The organism is Candidatus Hydrogenedentota bacterium, from assembly GCA_018005585.1.
In the GTDB taxonomy this organism is placed as follows: Bacteria; Hydrogenedentota; Hydrogenedentia; order Hydrogenedentales; family JAGMZX01; genus JAGMZX01.
In genome coordinates this window covers 12132-32080 of the sequence record JAGMZX010000004.1, presented here as the reverse complement: position 1 = coordinate 32080, position 19949 = coordinate 12132, and the positions used below count along the sequence as shown (strand labels likewise).

At 64.0% G+C, this 19949-nt stretch carries 12 protein-coding genes; 2 read left to right on the top strand and 10 right to left on the bottom strand.

From position 1 onward, the window contains the following. Nucleotides 1–13: 13 nt before the first annotated feature. From rfbF to KA184_01135, 4 genes are all read right to left on the bottom strand, one after another. Nucleotides 14–802, bottom strand: a complete 789-nt coding sequence (gene rfbF / locus KA184_01150) for a glucose-1-phosphate cytidylyltransferase (GenBank protein MBP8128158.1) — start codon at nt 800–802, stop codon at nt 14–16. Between the two features lie 108 nt (nt 803–910). Then, nucleotides 911–2482 carry a response regulator gene (locus KA184_01145; GenBank protein MBP8128157.1) on the bottom strand — a complete coding sequence of 524 codons (1572 nt, stop codon included), beginning with the start codon at nt 2480–2482 and terminating at the stop codon, nt 911–913. A 50-nt stretch (nt 2483–2532) separates the two neighbouring features. Next, nucleotides 2533–3903 (bottom strand): argininosuccinate lyase, encoded by a 1371-nt coding sequence (gene argH, locus KA184_01140; GenBank protein ID MBP8128156.1) that lies wholly within the window; start codon nt 3901–3903, stop codon nt 2533–2535. A 102-nt stretch (nt 3904–4005) separates the two neighbouring features. Further along, the gene (locus tag KA184_01135) at nt 4006–12066 is read right to left on the bottom strand and encodes a DUF5011 domain-containing protein (GenBank protein MBP8128155.1); all 8061 of its coding nucleotides are present in this window, start codon (nt 12064–12066) and stop codon (nt 4006–4008) included. Nucleotides 12067–12733: 667 nt separating this feature from the next. Between KA184_01135 and KA184_01130 the strand changes: the two genes are divergently transcribed. Further along, nucleotides 12734–14131 carry an aldehyde dehydrogenase family protein gene (locus KA184_01130; protein MBP8128154.1) on the top strand — a complete coding sequence of 466 codons (1398 nt, stop codon included), beginning with the start codon at nt 12734–12736 and terminating at the stop codon, nt 14129–14131. Between the two features lie 29 nt (nt 14132–14160). On the opposite strand, the gene KA184_01125 is transcribed toward KA184_01130, so the two are convergent. Genes KA184_01125 through KA184_01100 form a run of 6 tightly spaced genes read right to left on the bottom strand, consistent with a single transcriptional unit; the run spans nt 14161 to nt 18730 of the window. Continuing rightward, entirely contained in the window at nt 14161–15093 is a 933-nt protein-coding gene (locus tag KA184_01125) for a glycyl-radical enzyme activating protein (protein MBP8128153.1), read from the bottom strand. A gap of 27 nt (nt 15094–15120) precedes the next feature. Further along, nucleotides 15121–15726, bottom strand: a complete 606-nt coding sequence (locus KA184_01120) for a GNAT family N-acetyltransferase (GenBank protein ID MBP8128152.1) — start codon at nt 15724–15726, stop codon at nt 15121–15123. 36 nt (nt 15727–15762) lie between these two features. Continuing rightward, nucleotides 15763–16977, bottom strand: a complete 1215-nt coding sequence (gene coaBC / locus KA184_01115) for a bifunctional phosphopantothenoylcysteine decarboxylase/phosphopantothenate--cysteine ligase CoaBC (GenBank protein ID MBP8128151.1) — start codon at nt 16975–16977, stop codon at nt 15763–15765. 3 nt (nt 16978–16980) lie between these two features. Beyond that, the gene (rpoZ, locus tag KA184_01110) at nt 16981–17214 is read right to left on the bottom strand and encodes a DNA-directed RNA polymerase subunit omega (protein MBP8128150.1); all 234 of its coding nucleotides are present in this window, start codon (nt 17212–17214) and stop codon (nt 16981–16983) included. 23 nt (nt 17215–17237) lie between these two features. Continuing rightward, entirely contained in the window at nt 17238–17840 is a 603-nt protein-coding gene (gene gmk, locus KA184_01105; protein ID MBP8128149.1) for a guanylate kinase, read from the bottom strand. 11 nt (nt 17841–17851) lie between these two features. Then, nucleotides 17852–18730 (bottom strand): YicC family protein, encoded by an 879-nt coding sequence (locus KA184_01100; protein ID MBP8128148.1) that lies wholly within the window; start codon nt 18728–18730, stop codon nt 17852–17854. Nucleotides 18731–18947: 217 nt separating this feature from the next. Between KA184_01100 and KA184_01095 the strand changes: the two genes are divergently transcribed. Beyond that, on the top strand, nt 18948–19949 hold a 1002-nt coding region (locus tag KA184_01095), incomplete at its 3' end, for a PAS domain-containing protein (GenBank protein ID MBP8128147.1).

Here is a 19949-nt window from a genome sequence, read left to right as displayed (position 1 = left end):
TTCCTTGCCGGGATCAGTCCCAGACTTTCCACGGCGCTTGGCCGTCATTCCACATCTTGTTGAGCACTTCCATGTCGCGCAGATGATCCATGCAGTGCCAGAACCCCTCGTGGCGGCGCATGCGCACCTCGTCCCTGTCGGACAGACTCTCAAGCGGGCCGTATTCGAAGTCCTGGTCGTCGCGGTCTTCCAAATGCGCAAATATCCCGCGATGGACTACGTAGTACCCGCCGTTGACCATGGCGGCCTGGCCCCGTTCTTTCTCGCGGAAGACTACCGAGCCGTCGGCCCGCGAACGGATTTCGCCGAAGCGCATACTGGGGATGACGCCGGTGACAGTAACCATCTTCCCGTGTTCCCGGTGGAACGCTATATGGTCCCGTAAGTCAAGGTCACACACGCCGTCGCCGTAGGTCATCATGAAAAGATCGTCTTCCGGCGGGATGTACGGCTCGATGCGTTTCAGACGCGCCCCTTTCAACGCGTTCAGTCCCGTATCCACGAGCGTGACCTTCCAATCGTCCAGCTTGCCGCGGTGGCCGTGCACATCGATCTTGCTGCCGTTGGCCAAGTCGATCGTGAAATCATGGGTGTGCAATTGATAGTGGACGAAATAGTCGCGGATCATTTCGCCCTTGTAGCCCAGCGCCAGCACAAATTCCTTGAAGCCATAATGGGCATAGTGCTTCATGATGTGCCAGAGAATCGGTTGTTCTCCGATCTTGACCATTGGCTTGGGCCGGAACTCCGTCTCCTCCTTCATGCGAGACCCAACGCCGCCGCACATGATTACCACTTTCATGCAATATCCCTCGCCCGACGAACGGGCGCATTACAAAGTCCCGGATTGCGCGGCAGTATACCACGGGCGCCCCAGGAAGCACGCTCCGGCAAGCGCGAAAAGCGGCAGTCAAGCGGAACGCGCCGCCTCCTCGGATTCGGGAAACGCGTCGCGAATGGTCAAGATCTCGTCGAGATTCCCGAAGAACACGTCCGTGATATCCGGGTCGAACTGTTTGCCCCGCTCCTCGCGGAAGTAGCCGAGAATACGGTCCAGTTCCCACGCCGGTTTATAAACCCGTTCCACGCCCAATGCGTCGAAGACGTCCGCAATTCCCGTGACCCGGCCGTAGACGTGAATATCCTTGCCGCGCCGTCCGTGGGGATAGCCGTTTCCGTCGAAACGCTCGTGATGATGCAGCGCGATAATCGCCGCCGACTGCAGCACGCGCCCCTTGGCCACCTTGAGCATGTCGTAGCCGATGGTCGTGTGGGTCTTGATTACCTCGAATTCCTCCGGGGTGAGTTTCCCCGGCTTGTTCAGAATCGCGTCGGGGACCCCCACCTTGCCCACGTCGTGCAGCGGCGAAGCAAGCCGCATGATTTCGGCTTCCTCGATGCCGAGGCCGCACTTGCGCGCGAGCAGCTTCGAGTACTCGGCGACGCGCTTCACGTGATTGCCCGTTTCGCGCGAGCGCGTCTCCACGATTTCGCCGAGCGTGAACACGATTTCGCGCTGCGCGTCTTCAATGTCTTTCAGGAGCCGCACGTTTTCGAGCGCCGCTGCCCCGTGATTCGCGACAATGCTCAGAGTCTTGAGGTCTCCCTCGCTGAACTGGCCGCCCCGTTCCTTCTCCGTCACGTTGAGCACGGCGAGCACCTGCGTGCGCGACGCATCCCGCACGCCGGGATCGCCGATGGGCGCCGACTTACGTTCGAGCGGCACTGAAATGAAGGAGTGGTCCTTCAACTGCTTGCTCATCCGCACGATATCCGGGTTGTCCTGGATGTCCGTGACCAAAAGCGGCCGGACATTCTCCGCGACCCACCCGGAAATGCTGTTTGCCATGTCGACGGTGGCATCCTGCCAGTCCGAGGGCAATCCGATACTGGAGGCCACGCGCAGCGTCCGGCCGTCTTCCGAGACGGTCATGATCGAGCCGCGGCGGGCGCCCACGCGGGCCAGCGCGGCGCGCAGCAGATAGTCCAACAGGCGCCGCTCGTCCCGGATCGACGCGATCGTTTCGCTGATGTGGAACAATTCGGTGATCTCGAGGAGCCGCGCGTTCTCGGTGGTAAGCCGCCGCCGCTCGAGCGCATTGTTGACGGCAAGCTTGATCTCGCTCAGATTGAAGGGCTTCAGAACGTAATCGTAGGCGCCCTCCTTTACCGCGGCGCGCGCCGTGTCCAGGGTGGCATAGCCGGTCATCACGATGCAGACGACCGACGGCGCGGCCTTCCGCGCCTCGCGGATCAGCGAAATGCCATCCATCTCGGGCATCATGATGTCCGTGAACAGCGCCACGAAATCGTCCGTCGTCCGCAGTTTTTCGAGCGCGACCCGCCCATTCGAAGCGGCTTGCACATCGAACCCCTCGTCGCTGAGGATATCGACCAGCAACTCGCGGATCACGACTTCGTCGTCCACGACAAGTATCTTGTGCTTGCGCTCCATGGAATCGGGCGGTTTTCCCGGCATCATGCCTCCATATTAACACACGGCCGCGGGTTTCCTCTTGCGCTCCTACGCGGTCAACGCCGCTTGCGCGACTGCCGCAGGGCGGCGCGAACACGGCGCGGCGCAGTGCCGCCAGGCTGGTCGCGGCGGCGGACTATGCCCTCGAGCCGCAATTCCTGGAACACGTCCTCGTCAAACAAACCGGAAAACCCGCGAAATTCCTGCAAGCCCAGTTCAGGTAACCGCTTACCCTCCCGGATGCAGTGCAGCACGATCTTTCCGGCCACTTCGTGGGCTTCGCGGAACGGCATGCCGCGGCGCGTCAGGTAATCCGCCAGGTCCGTTGCTTCCATGAAGCCTTCCTGGGCCGCCTGCCGCATCGCGGCCGTGTTCACGGTAATGGCCGGGAACATCCGCGCGACGACGGCCAGGCAGAGCTGCAGCGTATCGGATGCGTCGAAAACGGGTTCCTTGTCCTCCTGGAGGTCGCGGTTATAGGTCAGCGGCAGCCCCTTCATCAAGGTCAGCAGCGCCATGAGGTCACCGTACACGCGGCCCGACTTGCCGCGCACCAGCTCCGCCACGTCGGGATTCTTCTTCTGCGGCATGATGCTCGAACCCGTCGTGAAGGCGTCGCCTATCTCGATGAATCCGAAACGCGGCGTGGACCAGAGAATCAGTTCCTCGCTCAGCCGGGAAAGATGCATCATGCACACGGCGGCCGCGGCGCAGAATTCGATGAGATGATCGCGGTCGGAAACCGCGTCCATGCTGTTCGCGGACACGGCGTCGAATCCCAGCTCCCGCGCGACTTGCGCGCGGTCAATGGGATAGGCCGCGCCGGCCAGGGCCGCCGAGCCCAGCGGCAGCACATTAGTCCGCTTGCGAGCCTCTGCGAAACGGTCGCGGTCGCGGCCGAACATTTCCGCGTAGGCGTGCATGTGGTGCCCAAACAGCACCGGCTGCGCCGGCTGCAGGTGCGTGTATCCCGGGAGAATGGCCTCGCAATGCCGCTCCGCGCAATCCAGCACCGCGTCACGCAGAGCGTCCGTCAGGCCGATAATCGTGTCGACCTGATCGCGCAGCCACAGGCGCACGTCGGTCGCTATCTGGTCGTTGCGGCTGCGGGCGGTGTGGAGCCGCTTTCCTGCTTCGCCGATACGCGCCACGAGCGCGGCCTCGATGTTCGTGTGCACGTCCTCCAGCGCGGGGTCCCACGTGAACGCCCCTTTCGCCACGTCAGCCGCGATACGCTTGAGCCCCTGGATGATCCGGCGCGCGTCCTTGCCCGGAATGATGCCCGTATCGCCCAGCATGCGGGCGTGCGCGATGCTCGCCCGAATGTCCCATGGCGCAAGGCGCGCGTCGAACGCGACCGACGCGCCCAGCGTCTCGACCAGGCGGTCCGTTTCTCCTTGGAAACGCCCTCCCCAGAGCTTACCCATGCACCTGCCTTTCCTGCTCCGTGACTACGTGAGTTCAGCGCATGATCATACCCGAATCCGCCCGGCAAAACCCAAACGCGCGCGGCCGGCGAGATACCCGGCCTACCTCCTGCTCTTCCGGCGCATTAGCGCCAGGGCCGCCAGCATGGCGATTGCCACAACCGTATTGCCCGCCGCGACGCGCCGGCCTTTGGCGGGGTCCAGGCGGGATTTGTCGCAGCCGCTGCAACAGGGCTCGGTCGGCGCGCCTTGGCCCATGGCGAAAATGATCGACGCCTGCTCTCCGCCGCTCACAGTCACCGTCTGGGACTTGGCGGCGTATCCCGGCGCATCCACGCGCACCGTGTATTGGCCTGCCGGTATGGCGCCGAACGTATACACGCCGTCCACGTTTTCGGTTACCGGGTCTACGCCGCCCGGCGATATCGAGGCCGACCCGTTTGTAATGCGCGCCCGCGTGGTCGCGTCCCAGACGGTTGCCACGATGGATGCGGGGATCAAGCCGGAACCCTTGGCCAGGAACGGCTCGAAATCAGCCGGACCGGTGATTAGCGCGTCGACCTCAGCCGGGTTATCCGTATCCCAGTCGTTATTTTCCATGACGATGGGGTCTGGACGCTCGTTGACCACCGCGCTGCCGCCCACGTTCTCGAACCGGTTCCACCCGGAGTTCGCGTCCGTGGCGTTGCCGAAGGTGTTTCCACCGGGGTCGCCGGTCGTGTCACGGAAGACGATTGCATCGGCGGCGATGTTCGAGAACTGGGTCCGGCGGATGCGCGGCAGCGCCCCGGTCACCTCCACGCCCGTGTTCAGGTTGAAGAGGACGCAGTCCGTCATGCGGGCGGAAGCCGGCGAGAGGCCTTCGAACCGGACACCCGTCGCGGAACCGCCGTCCTCGCCGATAATCGTGACGCCGCGCAGTTCCATGTCCTCGTCGCTGACCAGAATCAGCGGTTCACCCGCCTGCTTGCCCGGCCCTTCGCGCACTTCCAGATTGAACAAGCCCGAGCCTTGTGCGCCATGCACGCTGCCGACGATAACGGTGGCATCGGGAACGGAGGAGTACATCAGGAACCCTTCTTCCAGGGTGACGTCTTCATCGAAGATGCCCGGGAGCAGAATACAGGTGACGGGCATATCCGGACCGGTCATCTGTTTTACGCCCGTGGGGGAAGCCAGAATGCTGTCGATGGCCGTCTGAATGTCCCGGTACGGCGCTTCCGGGCTGCCGTCGCCCTGCGGCCCCGATTCCGGCGAGATATAGTAACTCATCCGCGGGCTCATCCGGTCCCGGGGATTCGACCGCAGGTGAAATTCGTCCAGGTTCGTGAGCCCGTCCTTGTCCAGGTCGTCAAACGGGCCGGTCCTGCGCATCGGATCCTCTGCCGCGAAGGGGTCCAGCCGGAATTCAAGCTCAAACAGGTCGGACATGCCGTCGCCGTCCGTGTCCGCGCGATTCGGGTCCGTGCCGTAGAGGCTTGTCTCGTCCGAATCGACCAATCCGTCGCCGTCCGTGTCCACCCGCACCTCAGGGCGCGGTGAAAGCTGGAAGCCCAGCGAGAGGGTGGCGGCCGGCGACGGCACATACACGTCCTGCGTCGAAGACTGATAGCCTTCCGCCGTCGCGTAGACCTGATACGCCGCGGGTCCGTTCACGGGTACGCGATACAACCCGGCTTCGTTCTGGGAAACGACGGTGCGGCCGGGCTCCACGCGGACGACGGCATACGGGATTCCCGCGAGGGTGTCCGCATCGCGCACGTCAATATTCAACAACGCGCCCGGCTCTTCCCCTTCCCCTTCGCCCTCGCCTTCGCCCTCGCCCTCGCCTTCCCCTTCGCCCTCGCCCTCGCCGCCGCAATGCGGCCCGAGAATCGTCACGACCGCGTTGCAGGCGCGCGTGTTGCCGCTGGCGTCGGTGACCGTCAGCATCACGGGGTTCGCGCCGGTGTCCTCGCAATCGAACGTGTCCGGCGCGACGGCCAGCGTCACCTCGCCGCAAGTATCCGTGCTGCCGTTGTCGATTTGCGCGGGAGTAATGGTCGCCGTGTTCGTGGGCCCGAGCACGACCGTAATGTCGCGGCAGATGACCGTGGGCCGGGTCGTATCCCGGATAGTGACCGTGGCGTCGCAGGTCGCGGTATTGCCCGCGGCGTCCGTCGCCGTCAGCGTAACCGTCTGGTTGCCCAGGTCCGCGCAATCGAAGGTGTTCGGCGTAACAGACAACGTTGGCGCGCCGCAATTATCCGTGCTGCCGCCATCGACGTGCGCCGGGGTGACGGTCGCCAGTCCGGAAGCGTCCAGGTTCATCGTCACGTTGCGGCAGCGCGCCACGGGCGCCACGGTGTCGGTAACCTGCAACGCGCGCGTTCTGGTGTCCGCGTTTCCGCTGAAATCCTCGACCCAATAATAGACTTCGTACTGTCCCGGCCTGTCCATATCAAGTGCGGTTGTGTCGACGATTACGGCGGCGGTCAGGTCGCCATTGCAGGCGTCATACGCCGTATAGCCGGGGTCGTTGTATGCCGTGCCGCAGGGCAGGGCAAAATCCGCGCCCACGAGCAGAATTTCGGGAGGGATTGTATCCCCAACATCCACCGTGCGCGTTGCGCTTGCTGTGTTGCCTGCCGCATCCGTGACCTCGTAGATAACCGAATAGGAACCCGCCGCGCCCGTATCGACGAGAGACGTGGTCTGGATTTGGGTGGTGAGGTCGCCGTCCACGTCGTCTGTGGCCGTGGCGCCCGCGTCCGTGTAGACGGAGCCGCATTCCACCTGGACCGGGTTGGCGCCCAGGACCGTAATTACCGGGGGCGTCGCGTCCTCGAATTCCGTAATTTCCGTCGTCACAATGTCGGTCTGGCCCGCGGGGCCGTTCGACCGCGCGAACAGGCGTCCCGAGATCGTAACCACCGCCGGCTTGGCCACTGTACTCTGCAGGCGATAGGTGAAATTGAACGGCAGCGCGGGCAGGGGGCGCAACCACGCGAAATACAGTGTGCCCGAGTCGCCCGTGGACGGCTGCATGAACTCGCCGCCGGAATCACCCGCCACCTCCACGAAGGTCCAGCCGGCCGGCAGGTTCTCCCGCAGTCCGATTGTCCGCAACGCAGTGGCATCTGTCTGCCCGATGGTCACGGTCACATCCACGGTCTCACCCGGGTGGAAGAAACCGTTGTCACCCGCGACACGCGCCAGCGAGACCACCGGCGCCGCGCCCGGCGTGCCGGGCGGGTTGAAGCCGTCCTCCGATCCCCCGTCAATTACATAGGACGGCGCCGTGGCCAGTTGGAAGGTGCGCAACAGCTCTAAGAAACTGATGACCCAGTTCTGCGGCGAGTAATCGCTGTCGTGGGCGCCGCAACTTTGGTCGCCGGTTCCCGGCGCGTATCCATCGGCGGCGCCGGCGTCACAATGATACGCATCGCCCTCAAAAAGCGTCTGTACCCGCGCGGCTTCTGTATAAGTGACCTTGAAATCGCCGTTCGTGTCCGCACTGTGCGGCTGCTGCGCCACACAACCCGTCACCGTTACGGTCCGCCGTTCTTCCGCAACGTTGCCGGAAGCATCCGACACGGTGTATACGACTTCGTAGTCTCCGTTCCGGCTCGTGTCAACGGCGGAATTGTCCACGGCGATAACCGTGCTCAAGTCGCCGTCGCAAGTGTCCGCGGCCGTCGCTCCCGGCTCGGCATACGGGATGTCACACGTCAGCGTTAGCGGATTCGCGCCGTTCAGCGTGATCTCCGGCGCGGTCGCGTCGCGCACAGTGACGGTTGCGTCGCATTGCCCGGCGCGGCCGCTCGCGTCGCGAACGGTGAGCGTTATCGCATTGTCGCCGATGTCGGCGCACGTGAAGTCCGTCTTGCTCAACTCCGACGTGGCTATCCCGCAGTTGTCCGTGCTCCCGTTATCGATATCCGCGGGGGCAATGGACGCCTGCCCGGCGGCGTCGAGATCCACGATGATATTCCGGCATATTGCAGTCGGGTTCGTATTGTCCACCACGGTGACCGTCGCGCCGCACTGCGCGCTGTTGCCGCTTCCGTCTGTTACGGTCAGCGTGACGGCATTCGCGCCCAAGTCCGCGCACGTGAACGCATTGGGCGTCACGGTTCGCGAGGCGACGCCGCAGTTGTCCGTGCTTCCATTGTCCACCTGGGCGGCCGTGACCGTCGCCAAGCCGCTCGCGTTCAGTTGCGCGGTGACGTTCCGGCACGCCACAGCAGGCGGCGTATTGTCCACGACGGTGACGGTGGCCGTGCACTGCGCGGTGAGGCCGGCCACGTCGGTCACGGTGAGTGTCACGGGGTTGGAGCCGAGGTTCACGCACGTGAACGTGCTCGGCGCAGCCAGCAGGGAGGCGATCCCGCAATTGTCGCTGCTGCCATTATCGAGGTCGCTGCCGAGGATGCTTGCCTGGCCCGACGCATCGAGTGCCGCCGTGATGTCCTTGCACTGCGCCAGCGGCAGCAGCGTATCGACGATGTTTACCGTTCGGGTCTGTTGCGGGGACGGCTGGCCCAGGCTGTCCTGCACATCATAGGTAAGCACATAAGTAGCGCCCAGGACAGACGTGTTCACCGTGTCTCCGCCGACAGACACGGCGCTCGCGAGGTCGCCGTCGCAAAGGTCGGTCGCGCTGAAACCCGGGTCGGTGTACGCGGACCCGCATTGAACATCCAGTATCAGGGGAGGCGACAGCGTCAGCAGCGGCGGAGTGTCGAGTACCAGGACGTCCCGCGTCGCCGTGGCGAGCTGGCCGCCGCTGTCGATGACGAAATACGTGACCGCGTAGTTGCCTGCCTGGCCGGGCGCAACGTTGCTCGATGCCGCGATCAGGGCGCTGAGGTCCAGTCCGCACGCATCCGCCGCCGTGGCGCCGGGGTCGCTATAGGTCGCGCTGCACTCCATCGACAGCGGATTGTCGCCGAGGACCGTGATCGTGGGGAGTGCGGCAGCCTCGTATGCGCCGAGGTCGTAAACGGAACAGGACAGCGGGAGACGAAGCCGGCCCTCGATATCGTAGATGACGTTGCCGTAGTCCGCCTCGGCGGCGAAGGCCGCGCCGGCATCCCTTGCGCCGGACCCGTCCCCGAGGCGCAAGTCGCCCACATCGCCCAAACCGGGATTGCGAAGGAAAAGGGGATTTCCGTTAAACACGTTGTTGAGGGCCCCGAGCAGTGTAAACGTGCCCTCGATCAGGCAGGATTCGACCGCCGACCTGTTCGCGAAGGCGTCCACGACGGCAGCCGCGAGGGGATTGCCGTCCTGTGCGAAGATGCAGTTCGTCAGCCGCATGACATAAGGCGACGTCACCGTATCATTCATAATGTGGTTGCCAAGCCCCAGCGGGCCTGCCGTATTGAGCGCGAAGGTGCAGTTCGTGATGACCGCGGCGCTTTCCCGTAAGTAGATGGCGCCGCCGGATATGTTTGAGGCGTTATTGACAAAGACGCAATTCTGCGCGCGCAATTCCCCGCCATTGACGTATATCGCTCCGCCGGATTCCAGCGCCGAGTTGTTGTAGAAGAAGCAGTTTGCCACGGTCATGTCTATCGTTGTGTACGTTGGCGTGAAGTACAGCCCTGCCCCTTCATTAATATCGCGCCCATTCTGGATGACCAGGCCGTCCAACCGCGCGTCGGACGCGCCCACGAAAACCACCTCGCCCGGAGCCGGACTGTCCACAATGGTGGGGTTCGCGATCCAGTCTCGCTCGCCGCGGAAGGCTTCCGTGCCATTGAACCCGCCATACAACGCAACACCGGTCGGAATGACGAGGTCGTTTTCGGCGTAAGTGCCCCCCGCGATCCAGAGTTCGTCGCCGCTCGTCGGGGGAGACACGCTCTGGAGCGCGTCTTTGATGAAACGATAGGCGTTGTCCCAGCTCGTGCCGTCCTGTGCCCCGCCAACTACGTTGATGTTCACGTAGATGCGCCTGTCCTCGGAGCTGATTTCCACGGCGAAGGCGTCCGTCACGCCGCCCTGATGGAATGGCGCATACCCCTGTTGCGCGGGGAAATTGGGCGACTCCGTGCCGCCCGCGATGAAGACGCGATTACTCGAAGTCGCGGCAATGCTCTGCATCCGGTCGTCATGACGCCCGCCCAGCAGGGACCCGTACAGGACAATGGTCTGGAACAGGATGTCCGGCGAGGCCAGGTCCAGGCCCACGAACAGTCCGTCATAGGCCTCGGGGTCATCTCCCGTTTCCTGGCCCGGATTGAGTTCGTTCTGGAATTGCTGCTCCATGAACACATCGGGGAATTCCGCCGGCTTGGAATTGGAGTATCCGCAGGCAAACTCGCGCCCATTGCCGCCGGCGAGTTCGAGGAGCCCGTCGTCGTGTTCACCGCCCAGGAAACACGCAAAATCCGGCGTGAACTCATCAACCCCTTCGAAGGCGAATCTCGCGGCGAATCCGTCTCGAAACCCGCCGCCCAGCCCGTTGTTCAGCGAACCGAGCAACTGATTCCCGGGCAACGCCGGAGAAGCCGTTTCCCCTGCCGCAAACACGCGCGTCGGAATGGTAAACGCTGGATTCGCGACATCGCGGATGACATCGTCGCCGGTCCCGCCGTAATACGAACAGAACCGGAGCACGTCTACCGGAGCCGTGGCAGTCATATTGAGCGTCGCGATGAAACCGTCGCGGTTGCCGCCCGCGAACCCCGGCTGAAACAGGGTGTTGCCCTTCTGCGGCAAGTCTGCGCGCGTCCATCCGCCCAGGATCACGCGGTCGGCATCACGAAACGCGAGGCCCTCCGCGCCGGCTTCCACCGCGCCCAGCCAAGAAGAGAAGTTCAACTGCGGGTTCGCTGGCGCATACGGGTCATAAACAACCCGCGCCGCGAACGCATCCGAGACCATCGATGTGGACGCCGGAATGTAGGGTGTGCCGCCGAGAGGAAGGTCCGCCGACGACGTTATCCCGGCCAGACAGGGATGGGTCATGCCTTCACTGACGCCCATAGCCGTAATGGCATCGTTCTCGGAGCCGCCGAAAAACGTGGAGAACTTGAACGAATCATCCGTGGCGTCGAAGCCGAGCAGGAAACCGTCCGTCTTGCCGCCCGCCCCCGTACGGTTCAACTGGTCTCCGCCGGTCAAAGGCAAGAGCACGGGGAAATCAGGCGAGGCCGTCACCCCGGCCAGATAAACAAACGGTTCGGCGCCCTTATTGATCAGGCACATGTCGCGTGGCGATTCATTCGCGCTGCCGCCGATATACGCGCACCACACCAGGCCTGAACCGCCTTCCACGGACGGGTCCAGCCGTACGAGGAACACGTCGCTGCCGCCCGACAAAGACGTGCCCGCGTTTTCCGGGAAATCCGTCGAAAGCGTCGAGCCCGCAACATAGATTTGCTCCGGGGCGGCGCCCGGCTCATAACCGCCCACCGCCCAGCCGCCGTCGTCCAGCGAGCCGCCGAGATACGTGCTGTACGTGAGGACAGGGTCTATGACGAGCGTCTGGCCTCTGTCATAGGCGTCCAGGGCGAACCCCACCTCGAATTCGCCGTATCGGACATACCGCCCCGAGACCTGCCTTCTCTCGCCGCATACGACCTGGTACATCACGGGCGCGTGCTGCACAAATGACGCGCCGCCCATCTCTATGCGCAGACTGCTATCGGCTTGCAGCTCAAGCGATTGAGTGCCTTCAAAGACCATCCGAATCGCCGCGGGGTCGGCGCCGGGCGCGACCTCGAAGTCGAATTCGAGCGACCCTTGCCGGCCGTAGTGAATAAGGTCAATGCCGGGAAACACCTCGCGGCACCGGACACGCCCAAACAGCGGCGCATTGGTCCGCCATGTTGCGGGGTCATTGCCCAGGAAATAATGCGCGCGCGCGGAAAGCGGCGATTCGCCCACAAGGTCATAGGGGGTTCTTCCCCCTGCGAAACGCACCCGCAGCGCCTCGGCCGGCCCAGCCCCCCGGCCGGCCCAGGTCAGCGTCAACCCGTCGCGCGTCAGGCACAACTGATAGCCCGGTCCGCGCGCCAGGAACGCGGCCTCCGCGGCCATCTGCCCCACATTCGGCTCGAAATGCAGGGGCATGCCGTCGAAGAGTGCCGTAACCGGACCCGGCGCTTCCGCAGCCGCCGAGTCAAACGTTGCACAAGCGCAAGCCGCCGCCAATAAACCAGCCGCCAGCATAGATAGGCTCCACTCGGGCTTCATGCCGAAGTCACTCCGCAACTTTTCCCACTAAACGTAGTATATCCTACGAACACGAAAATCCCAACTATTCTGAGCAAGAATACACCTGAAAAGCCGTCCGTTACAGCATACAATCCGCAAGCAGGACGCGTTTGTAGGGGAACCGCGCGTCATCCAACGCCTTGAAGGGGTTCGGCCCGTGCCAGCCGGCGTCTGTCCCTGTGACCGACGGCCGCAAGTCCTCTTCAGGTCACCGGCTTGAGCACGCCCCGTCTGCCGGCAGTATAAGGACTCGAATACGTCCTGATACCGGTTCAGCATGGTTCTCGCCCATCAAACCGGGGTTGATGCTCGAGGCCGGCTCCAGAATGGCGCAAAAGGCCTCGATGCGCCCCGCAACCGTGACCGACCAGAACCGCCACGTCTTGGTCTCGATGGTTTCCTCGGACCAATCATGCGAAGCAAAGCCCCGCATGACCGCAGCTTACCAGACCCGCCGCCGGGCATCAATTCAAGAAACGGCGCCGCCAACGGATATTCTTGTGCTGGAGAACGGACGAGACTGAGCAGGCAGTTCTGTACGTCCTTGCGGGGTTGTCCGCGCCTGAGACGGCTACGTATAATCAGCGAGTGACATTCACTTTCCGGCCCCGAGGGAACAAACATGACCCGCGAATTGCAGGTGATCAATCCTTATACCGAGGAAGTCGCGTTCACGCTTCCGATGCTCGCGTCCGGCGAGGTGGACGGCGTGGTGCGCCGGGCGCGCACGGCGTTCGGGGCGTGGCGCTGGTCTACGGCGGCCGAGCGGCGGGCCCTGTGCGAACGGTTCGTTGAAGCGTTTGGCGCGGACCGCGACGAAATCGCAAGAAACCTCTCGCTGCAGATGGGCCGGCCCATCAAGCACGCCTATAACGAGGTGAACACCACGCTCGACCGCGCCCGGCACATGGTCTCAATTGCCGAGGCGGCGCTGCAGGATGAATACCTTCCGGAGAAGCCCGGGTTCGTGCGCTATATCCGCCATGAGCCGCTGGGCGTCGTGCTGGATATCGCCGCGTGGAATTATCCCCTGCTGATTGCCGTCAACGTCGTCGTTCCCGCGGTGCTCGCGGGCAACGCCGTGGTCATCAAGCACTCGAGCCGCACCCCGCTCTGCGGCCACGCATTCGTCAAGGCGTTTCAGAAAGCCGGCGCGCCCGAGGGGCTGGTCCAGGACATCTGCGCGGACCACGCAGTCACGGAGGCGTTCATCCAGCATCCGGGCGTCAATTATGTGTCGTTCACGGGCTCGGTGCGCGGCGGGCACGAGGTCGTCCGCAGCGCGAAAGACAAATTCCTGAACGTCGGTCTCGAACTGGGCGGCAAGGACCCCGCCTACGTATGCGCGGACGCGCCCTTCGCGTTCGCCGTCGCGAACACCGCCGACGGCGCGCTCTACAACGCGGGCCAGTCGTGTTGCGCCGTCGAACGGATCTACGTCGAACAGGCGATCTACGACAAGTTCCTCGAAGCCTACGTCGCGGAAACGCGCGCCTATGCCGTGCTCGGCGACCCGCTGAGCGAGAAGACCACGCTTGGCCCCATGGCCACGAAATCCGCGCCCGCGTTCCTCGCGGAGCAGGTTCGCGACGCGGTCGCGCGCGGCGGCCGGCTTGTGGTTTCCTTCGATGAATTTGAACGTCCCGGCGCCGGCTGGTTCTGCGCGCCGGCCGTCGTGGCGGAAGCGCCGCAGGACTGCTCGCTCATGCAGGAGGAGAGTTTCGGCCCGGTGGTCGGCATACTGCCGGTCGCGAACGATGAAGAGGCCGTGCGCCTGATGAACGACAGCCCCTACGGCCTGACCGCGTCGGTCTGGACCGCCAATGTCGAGCGGGCGAAGCGGATCGGCGCGCGCATCGAGACCGGCACCTTCTTCATGAACCGGTGCGACTACCTGGACCCCGCGCTGCCCTGGACCGGCGTGAAGGACACCGGCAAAGGCGCGAGTCTCTCCCGCTACGGTCTCTTGCAGCTCACGCAATTGAAGAGCATGCACCTGCGCGCGGAGATCCCCAAATAGGCTTCCCGTAGAACGGCGGATTCCAGCGGTTATTCGTTCACGACGTGCGCGCCCTGTGCGCGAAGGCGCGCGACCCATTGTGCCACGGTCGCGGCATCGGGCGAGGCAGCGGCGGCGCGTTGCGACACATCAATCCCCAGCCGTTGCGCCTTGCTTTCGCCGAGGGGATGGTAAGGGATAACCTCCACACCCGCGATTCCGGGCATTTCGCGCGCCAGCGCCGCGACGGCGTCAAGGTGGTCCGCCCGGTCGTTGTAACCGGGGATGATCGGGCACCGCAGCAGTATGCGCGCGCCTTGCGCGTAAAGCTTCCGCAGATTGGCGAGAATCCGCTCGTTCGATACGCCGGTGTATGCCGCGTGACGCGCCGGGTCAGTCTCCTTGATGTCAAACAGAACCTGATCAACGAGCGGCGCGATTCGCTCGAAGCGCGCGTAGTCCGCCTGGCCGCAGGTCTCGATGCAGGTGTGCAGCCCCGCCTCGCGTGCGAGCCGCAACAAGGCCTCCGCGAACTCGATCTGGAAAGCAGGCTCGCCGCCGGACAGGGTCATGCCGCCGCCGGAAGTCTCGTAGAACGTGCGGTCGCGCAGCACGATATCGACGACCTCGCCCGCGGTCGCCTCGCGCCCGGCGAGTTCCAGCGCCCGCGCGTAACACGCCTCCGCGCAGGCGCCGCATACTTCGCAGATGCTCCGGTCGATTTCGTGACGGTTTTCGACGAACCGGTGCGCATTCCTGGGGCATGCGCGCAGGCAATAACCGCAGCCGATGCAGCGGTCCGGCGTAAAGGATAGGAGCGGTTTCGGCGAGACCCCTTCCGGGTTGTGGCACCAGGGGCACCGCAACGGGCAGCCCTTCATGAATACGGTGGTGCGGATGCCCGGGCCGTCGTGCACGGAAAACCGCTGCACTTCGAAGATCATGCCGGAGACCGCGCGCAAGTCTGTCACTTCCGCGGCCATGAGTGTTCCGGTCTGGTCCGCGCACGTTTAGAAACGGATTTCATAGCCAACGCACAGGTGCGGTTCCAGCGGGTGTTTCTCGATCACTTCGTATTTGCGTTTCACAAGCGGCCATTCCTCCGGCAAGCACGCGCCGTAGACATATTCGAGGCCGACACGGTCCTGCAGGAACCAATCCGCGACTTGCTGCGGCGCGCGCGCGCGGAAGCGGTAGTGCCGCCCGATTTCCTTCATGCCGATGCGGCGATAGAACCGTTGCGCCGCGCGGTCTTGCGACCAATACTCGAGCCGGTGAAACCCCTTTCGCTTCGCGTCTTCAACCGTGGCGTCGATGAGCCGCTTGCCCAGGTTCTGGCCGGCAAACTCGGGCAAGCGGCCGAATTCGAGCACGTATCCGCCCAGGCTGTCTTTCAGGATGCAGAACTCGCCCGTCTCGTTTTCGTATTGCGCGTCCGTAAGGCCGGCGATCCGGCCATCAGCAACGGCCACGAGCCGCGTCGACGCGTGGCCTTCATAGGCGGGCCGCTCCTGGATGCAATAGTTCCAAGCGTGCGAGAAGGTCATGATGATTGCGTGCACGCGCAGCCATTCCCCCTCGTCTTCCGGCCGGTATTCGCGAATTTCGATGTCCATGCCTCTTCCATGCCGGCATTGCGCGCGCACCGCGGCTCAGGAGCTTCCCGCCTGCCGCGCGCTGATGGCGTCGAACAACGCTTCGGCCAACGCCTCCTTCGAGATGCCGGGCAGGCCCTGGACTTCACCCGAATCGGACAGGAGGTGCGCGTTCGAGCAGTCCGCACCGATGGCGCACGCAGCCCCGCCCACGGCGTTGGCGATGATGAAATCGAGGTTCTTACTGCGCAGTTTCTCGCGGGCGCGCGCGAGCAGGTCTTCCGTTTCCGCCGCAAACCCGACCACCGTCTGCCCCGACCGTTTTGACGCGCCGGCGTGCGCCGCGATGTCGGGATTCGGCACGAGCAGCAATTCAAGCGGACCGGCGCCGCGCTTGCGCTTGCCCGCCGCCGGTTCTTCCACGCGATAGTCGGCCACGGCGGCCGCGCTGATGAAGACGTCGGCGTCGCGCAGGCGTTCCTTGACCGCCTCGAACATCTCGAGCGCCGTCTCGACGCGCACCACGGCCGCGCCTTGCGGCGGCGGCACGGCGGCTGGGCCCGTGATTACGGTGACGCGCGCCCCGCGACGCAGCGCCTCGAGGGCGAGCGCGCGGCCCATCTTGCCGCTCGAACGGTTGCCGATGAACCGCACGGGGTCAATGGGTTCGTGATTCGCGCCGCTGGTGATTAGGACGCGCCGGCCCGCAAAATCCTTCTTACCGCACAACAAGATCGCCGCCGTTTCCAGGATGGCGCTGGTTTCCGCGAGACGGCCCGGCCCGGCCATGCGGCAGGCCAGCACCCCCGATTCCGGCCCGACGAAGGTGCAACCCCGCGCGCGCAGCGTCTCGATATTCGCTTGTGTCGCGGGGTGCAGGTACATGTTCGCGTTCATGGCGGGCGCGAAGAGCACGGGGGCGCGCGTGGCGAGGAGCGTGGTGCTGAGCCAGTCGTCCGCGATGCCGTGCGCGGCCTTCGCAAGGATATTCGCCGTGGCCGGCGCAATGAGGAACAAGTCCGCGCCCTGCGCCACGGCGATGTGCTCGATTTCAGGATTCGGGAGCGGGTCGAACATCTCGACGATGGCGCGCCGGCCCGTGATGGCCTCGAAACTGACCGCGCCGACGAATTCGAGGGCGTGACGGGTGAGCGCCGGAGTCACGCACGCCTTGGCTTCGATCAGGCGCGACGCGAGTTCGCAAGCCTTATACGCGGCGATCGAGCCGGTGACGCCGAGCACAATTTCCCGCTTCTCGAACCAGCCGGCCATGCGTTACTCCGAGAGTTCCAGAAAGTCCTCGTCTTCGTCGACGCTGGCGGCATAGCCCACCTTGCCTTCGAGCACTTCCTCCAGCGCCTGGATCGTGGGTTTCCTCGCGCGGGACGCCCCTGAGAAACCATGCGCTTCCGTCTTGATCTGGTTCGCGCGCCGCGAGGCCACGATTACCAGCCGGTACAGGCTATCGATCTTGTCCGCGAAATCATCGACGCTGAAAGGGGTAGGCATCCGAAAGTCTCCTTTGTAGTCCCTTATTTGTTCGTGCTGTCGGCCGGCCGCGGCAATTGGCGGGACGCGCTTTCCTTGCGCACCACCGCGATGAACTCCCGCGCCGCCTGGTCCAGTTCGTCATTCACAATGATGTAATCGCATTCGCGGCCCGCCGCCATTTCCTGTTCGGCATTTCGCAAGCGCACCGCAATGTCCGCTTCGTCGTTTAGCCCGCGCTTGCGCAGGCGCCGCTCGAGCTCGGCCATCGACGGCGGCATCAGGAAGACGCTTACCACGTCGTTACGCCGCTGTTTCAGCGCGCGCATGCCCTGCACATCGAGTTCGAGCACGACGGTCCGCCCCGATTCGAGGCAACGGTCGAGTTCGGAGTGCAGCGTTCCATACAAGTGCTCGTGCACCTCGGCCCACTCTACGAACGCGCCGTCCCGCAAGAGCCGGCGGAAGGCCGTCTCATCCACGAAGTGATAGTCGCGGCCGTCCACTTCGCCGCGTCTCGGGGCGCGCGTGGTCGCCGAAACCGTCTCCACCAGTGGTTCGCCCAACTCGCGGACGCGCGCGACCACGGCGTGCTTCCCCGCGCCGGACGGCGCGGACAATACCAGCACGAGCCCTTGAGACTTCACCGGCCGCTTTCCTACTCGAGGTTCTGCGCCTGTTCGCGCAGTTTTTCGAGTTCCGACTTGATCCGAAGCACCTGCCGGCCCACGTCGCCGTCGCGCAGTTTTGAGCCGAGCGTGTTGGCTTCCCGTTGAATCTCCTGCGCAAGGAAGTTCAGTTCGCGTCCGATGGGCTCGTCCGAAGACAGCAGTTCCGACGTCTGGTCGAGGTGGCTGCGCAGCCGGACCAATTCCTCGGTCACGTCCGCCTTATCGGCGAGCAGGGCCAACTCCATTGCGATGCGTTCCTCGGGCAAATTCAATTCTCCGCTCAATTCCCGCAAGCGCGCCCGCAACCGGTCCTCGTAAAGCCGGGCCAATTCCGGCAGCCGTGCCTCTATCTCGGACGTGCTCGCGCGCATGGTGTGCACGCGGGCCCGCAATTCCTGCACGAGCGCCGCGCCTTCCGCCTCGCGCATCGCGTTGAACTGCGCCAGGGCCGCGGTCAGCGTCTGCTCCAGCACGGTCCGTACCTCTTCCAGGTCGTCTTCCCTCTCCTCCTGATAGAACACCCCCTCCAGCTGCGCCACCACGTCCAGCGAGATGGCCTGCGTCGTATTCATGAGGTCGGCCAATTGACGCGACGCCTCGATGTACTGCCGCGCGACGTCCGCGTCGAAGCGCACACTCTGCCGCGCCGCCGTGCCGCGCCGCCGCCCGATGTACACGCTGACCTTGCCGCGCTCGACCTGCTGCTTGACCGTGTCCCGGAGGACCGGTTCGAGCAGCGTCCAACAGGGTGGAAGACGAAACGTGCAATCCAGAAAGCGGTGGTTGACGGCGCATACCTCGACCGAAATGAGGTCGCCGTCCAACTCGGCGTCCGCCTTGCCGAATCCCGTCATGCTTCGCGACATAGCAGTTCTCAACGCGTTTATCGTAAAGGAAACAACAAGTATAACAAAGCCGCCGCAAAATGCGCAAAGCTTTGTACTCCGACGGGTTAAGTCCCGTTGGAGGGTCGTCGCGGTCTCTTGCGATTCCCGGAGAAAAGGCCTACCATATGTGGCAGAAACCCAACATGTCCGCAGTATGGCGCGAGCAGGCGTCATTGGGGAACAGGGGGTTAGCTCCATGGTCGAGCCCGAAATTCGCCGCCGCATGCGAATCGTCTTCGTTATGGCCGCGTCCGGCGTCGTCATTGTGTTCCTGACGTTGTTGGCGTGGCGTCAGGACTTGGTCGCGGAGCCGGCCGCGAGCGTGCTTTTCTTTGCCGCGGCGCTCCTGATCGGCGGCAGCGCCATGGTGGTTGCCTTAAACACACCCTATATCCCCGGGGTAACGTCGGCCGTGTTCGCCGGCGCAACGCTTGTCATTTTTTCTCAATTGATGAACGCGCTCGATGGATTGCCGCTGACACGGCGGTTTCCTTTCTTCGGACGCGACGGCGCGGTCTTCCTGCCGTATCTGGATGACATCCTGCTGTTCGTGGGCATGGGCATCCTGTTGGCGTCGACCTATCTGGCTATTCTGGACGCGCTGCTGGTGCGCGCGCGGCTCACCGCGGAAAGCGAGAAGCGGCAACAGGCCCTAAAGGCGGCGGAACAATATGCGCGCGCGCTCGCCCTTAGCGAAGCGCGGGCTTGGGAGCAACTTGCCGAGCTCGAAAACCTCTATGACACGGCGCCCGCGGGCCTCTGTCTGGTGAGTCCCGACGGGCGCTTTCAGAAAATCAACCACCGTATGGCCCAAATGGACGGTCTGCCTCCGGAGGCCCATATCGGTCAACCGGTTGAAAGCGTGCTCCGCGAGGCAGGCCGCACGCTGGCTCAGATTTGCCGCGAGGTGACGCTAAACGGCCGTGCGCGCCCCAATTTTGAACTCTCCGTGGCGGAAACAGCGGATGGCCCGGAAACCGCCGCGCCGCCGCGTGTCTGGTTGACGAGTTGCTTTCCTATTTCGGGCCAGAGTGGCGCCGTCATGGGCGTGCAGGTAGTGCTTCAGGACATCACGGATATCAAGAACGCGGATACCTCACGCCGGCACCTCGAACAGCAGATGCAGCACGCCCAGAAACTGGAGAGTCTCGGCGTGCTCGCCGGCGGCATTGCCCACGATTTCAATAACCTGCTCACC

Excerpts from the sequence above, each read along its gene's own strand:
- rfbF (MBP8128158.1), bottom strand. The coding sequence starts at position 802 with ATGAAAGTGGTAATCATGTGCGGCGGCGTTGGGTCTCGCATGAAGGAG.
- KA184_01145 (MBP8128157.1), bottom strand. The coding sequence starts at position 2,482 with ATGATGCCGGGAAAACCGCCCGATTCCATGGAGCGCAAGCACAAGATA.
- argH (MBP8128156.1), bottom strand. The coding sequence starts at position 3,903 with ATGGGTAAGCTCTGGGGAGGGCGTTTCCAAGGAGAAACGGACCGCCTG.
- KA184_01135 (MBP8128155.1), bottom strand. The coding sequence starts at position 12,066 with ATGCTGGCGGCTGGTTTATTGGCGGCGGCTTGCGCTTGTGCAACGTTT.
- KA184_01130 (MBP8128154.1), top strand. The coding sequence starts at position 12,734 with ATGACCCGCGAATTGCAGGTGATCAATCCTTATACCGAGGAAGTCGCG.
- KA184_01125 (MBP8128153.1), bottom strand. The coding sequence starts at position 15,093 with ATGGCCGCGGAAGTGACAGACTTGCGCGCGGTCTCCGGCATGATCTTC.
- KA184_01120 (MBP8128152.1), bottom strand. The coding sequence starts at position 15,726 with ATGGACATCGAAATTCGCGAATACCGGCCGGAAGACGAGGGGGAATGG.
- coaBC (MBP8128151.1), bottom strand. The coding sequence starts at position 16,977 with ATGGCCGGCTGGTTCGAGAAGCGGGAAATTGTGCTCGGCGTCACCGGC.
- rpoZ (MBP8128150.1), bottom strand. The coding sequence starts at position 17,214 with ATGCCTACCCCTTTCAGCGTCGATGATTTCGCGGACAAGATCGATAGC.
- KA184_01100 (MBP8128148.1), bottom strand. The coding sequence starts at position 18,730 with ATGTCGCGAAGCATGACGGGATTCGGCAAGGCGGACGCCGAGTTGGAC.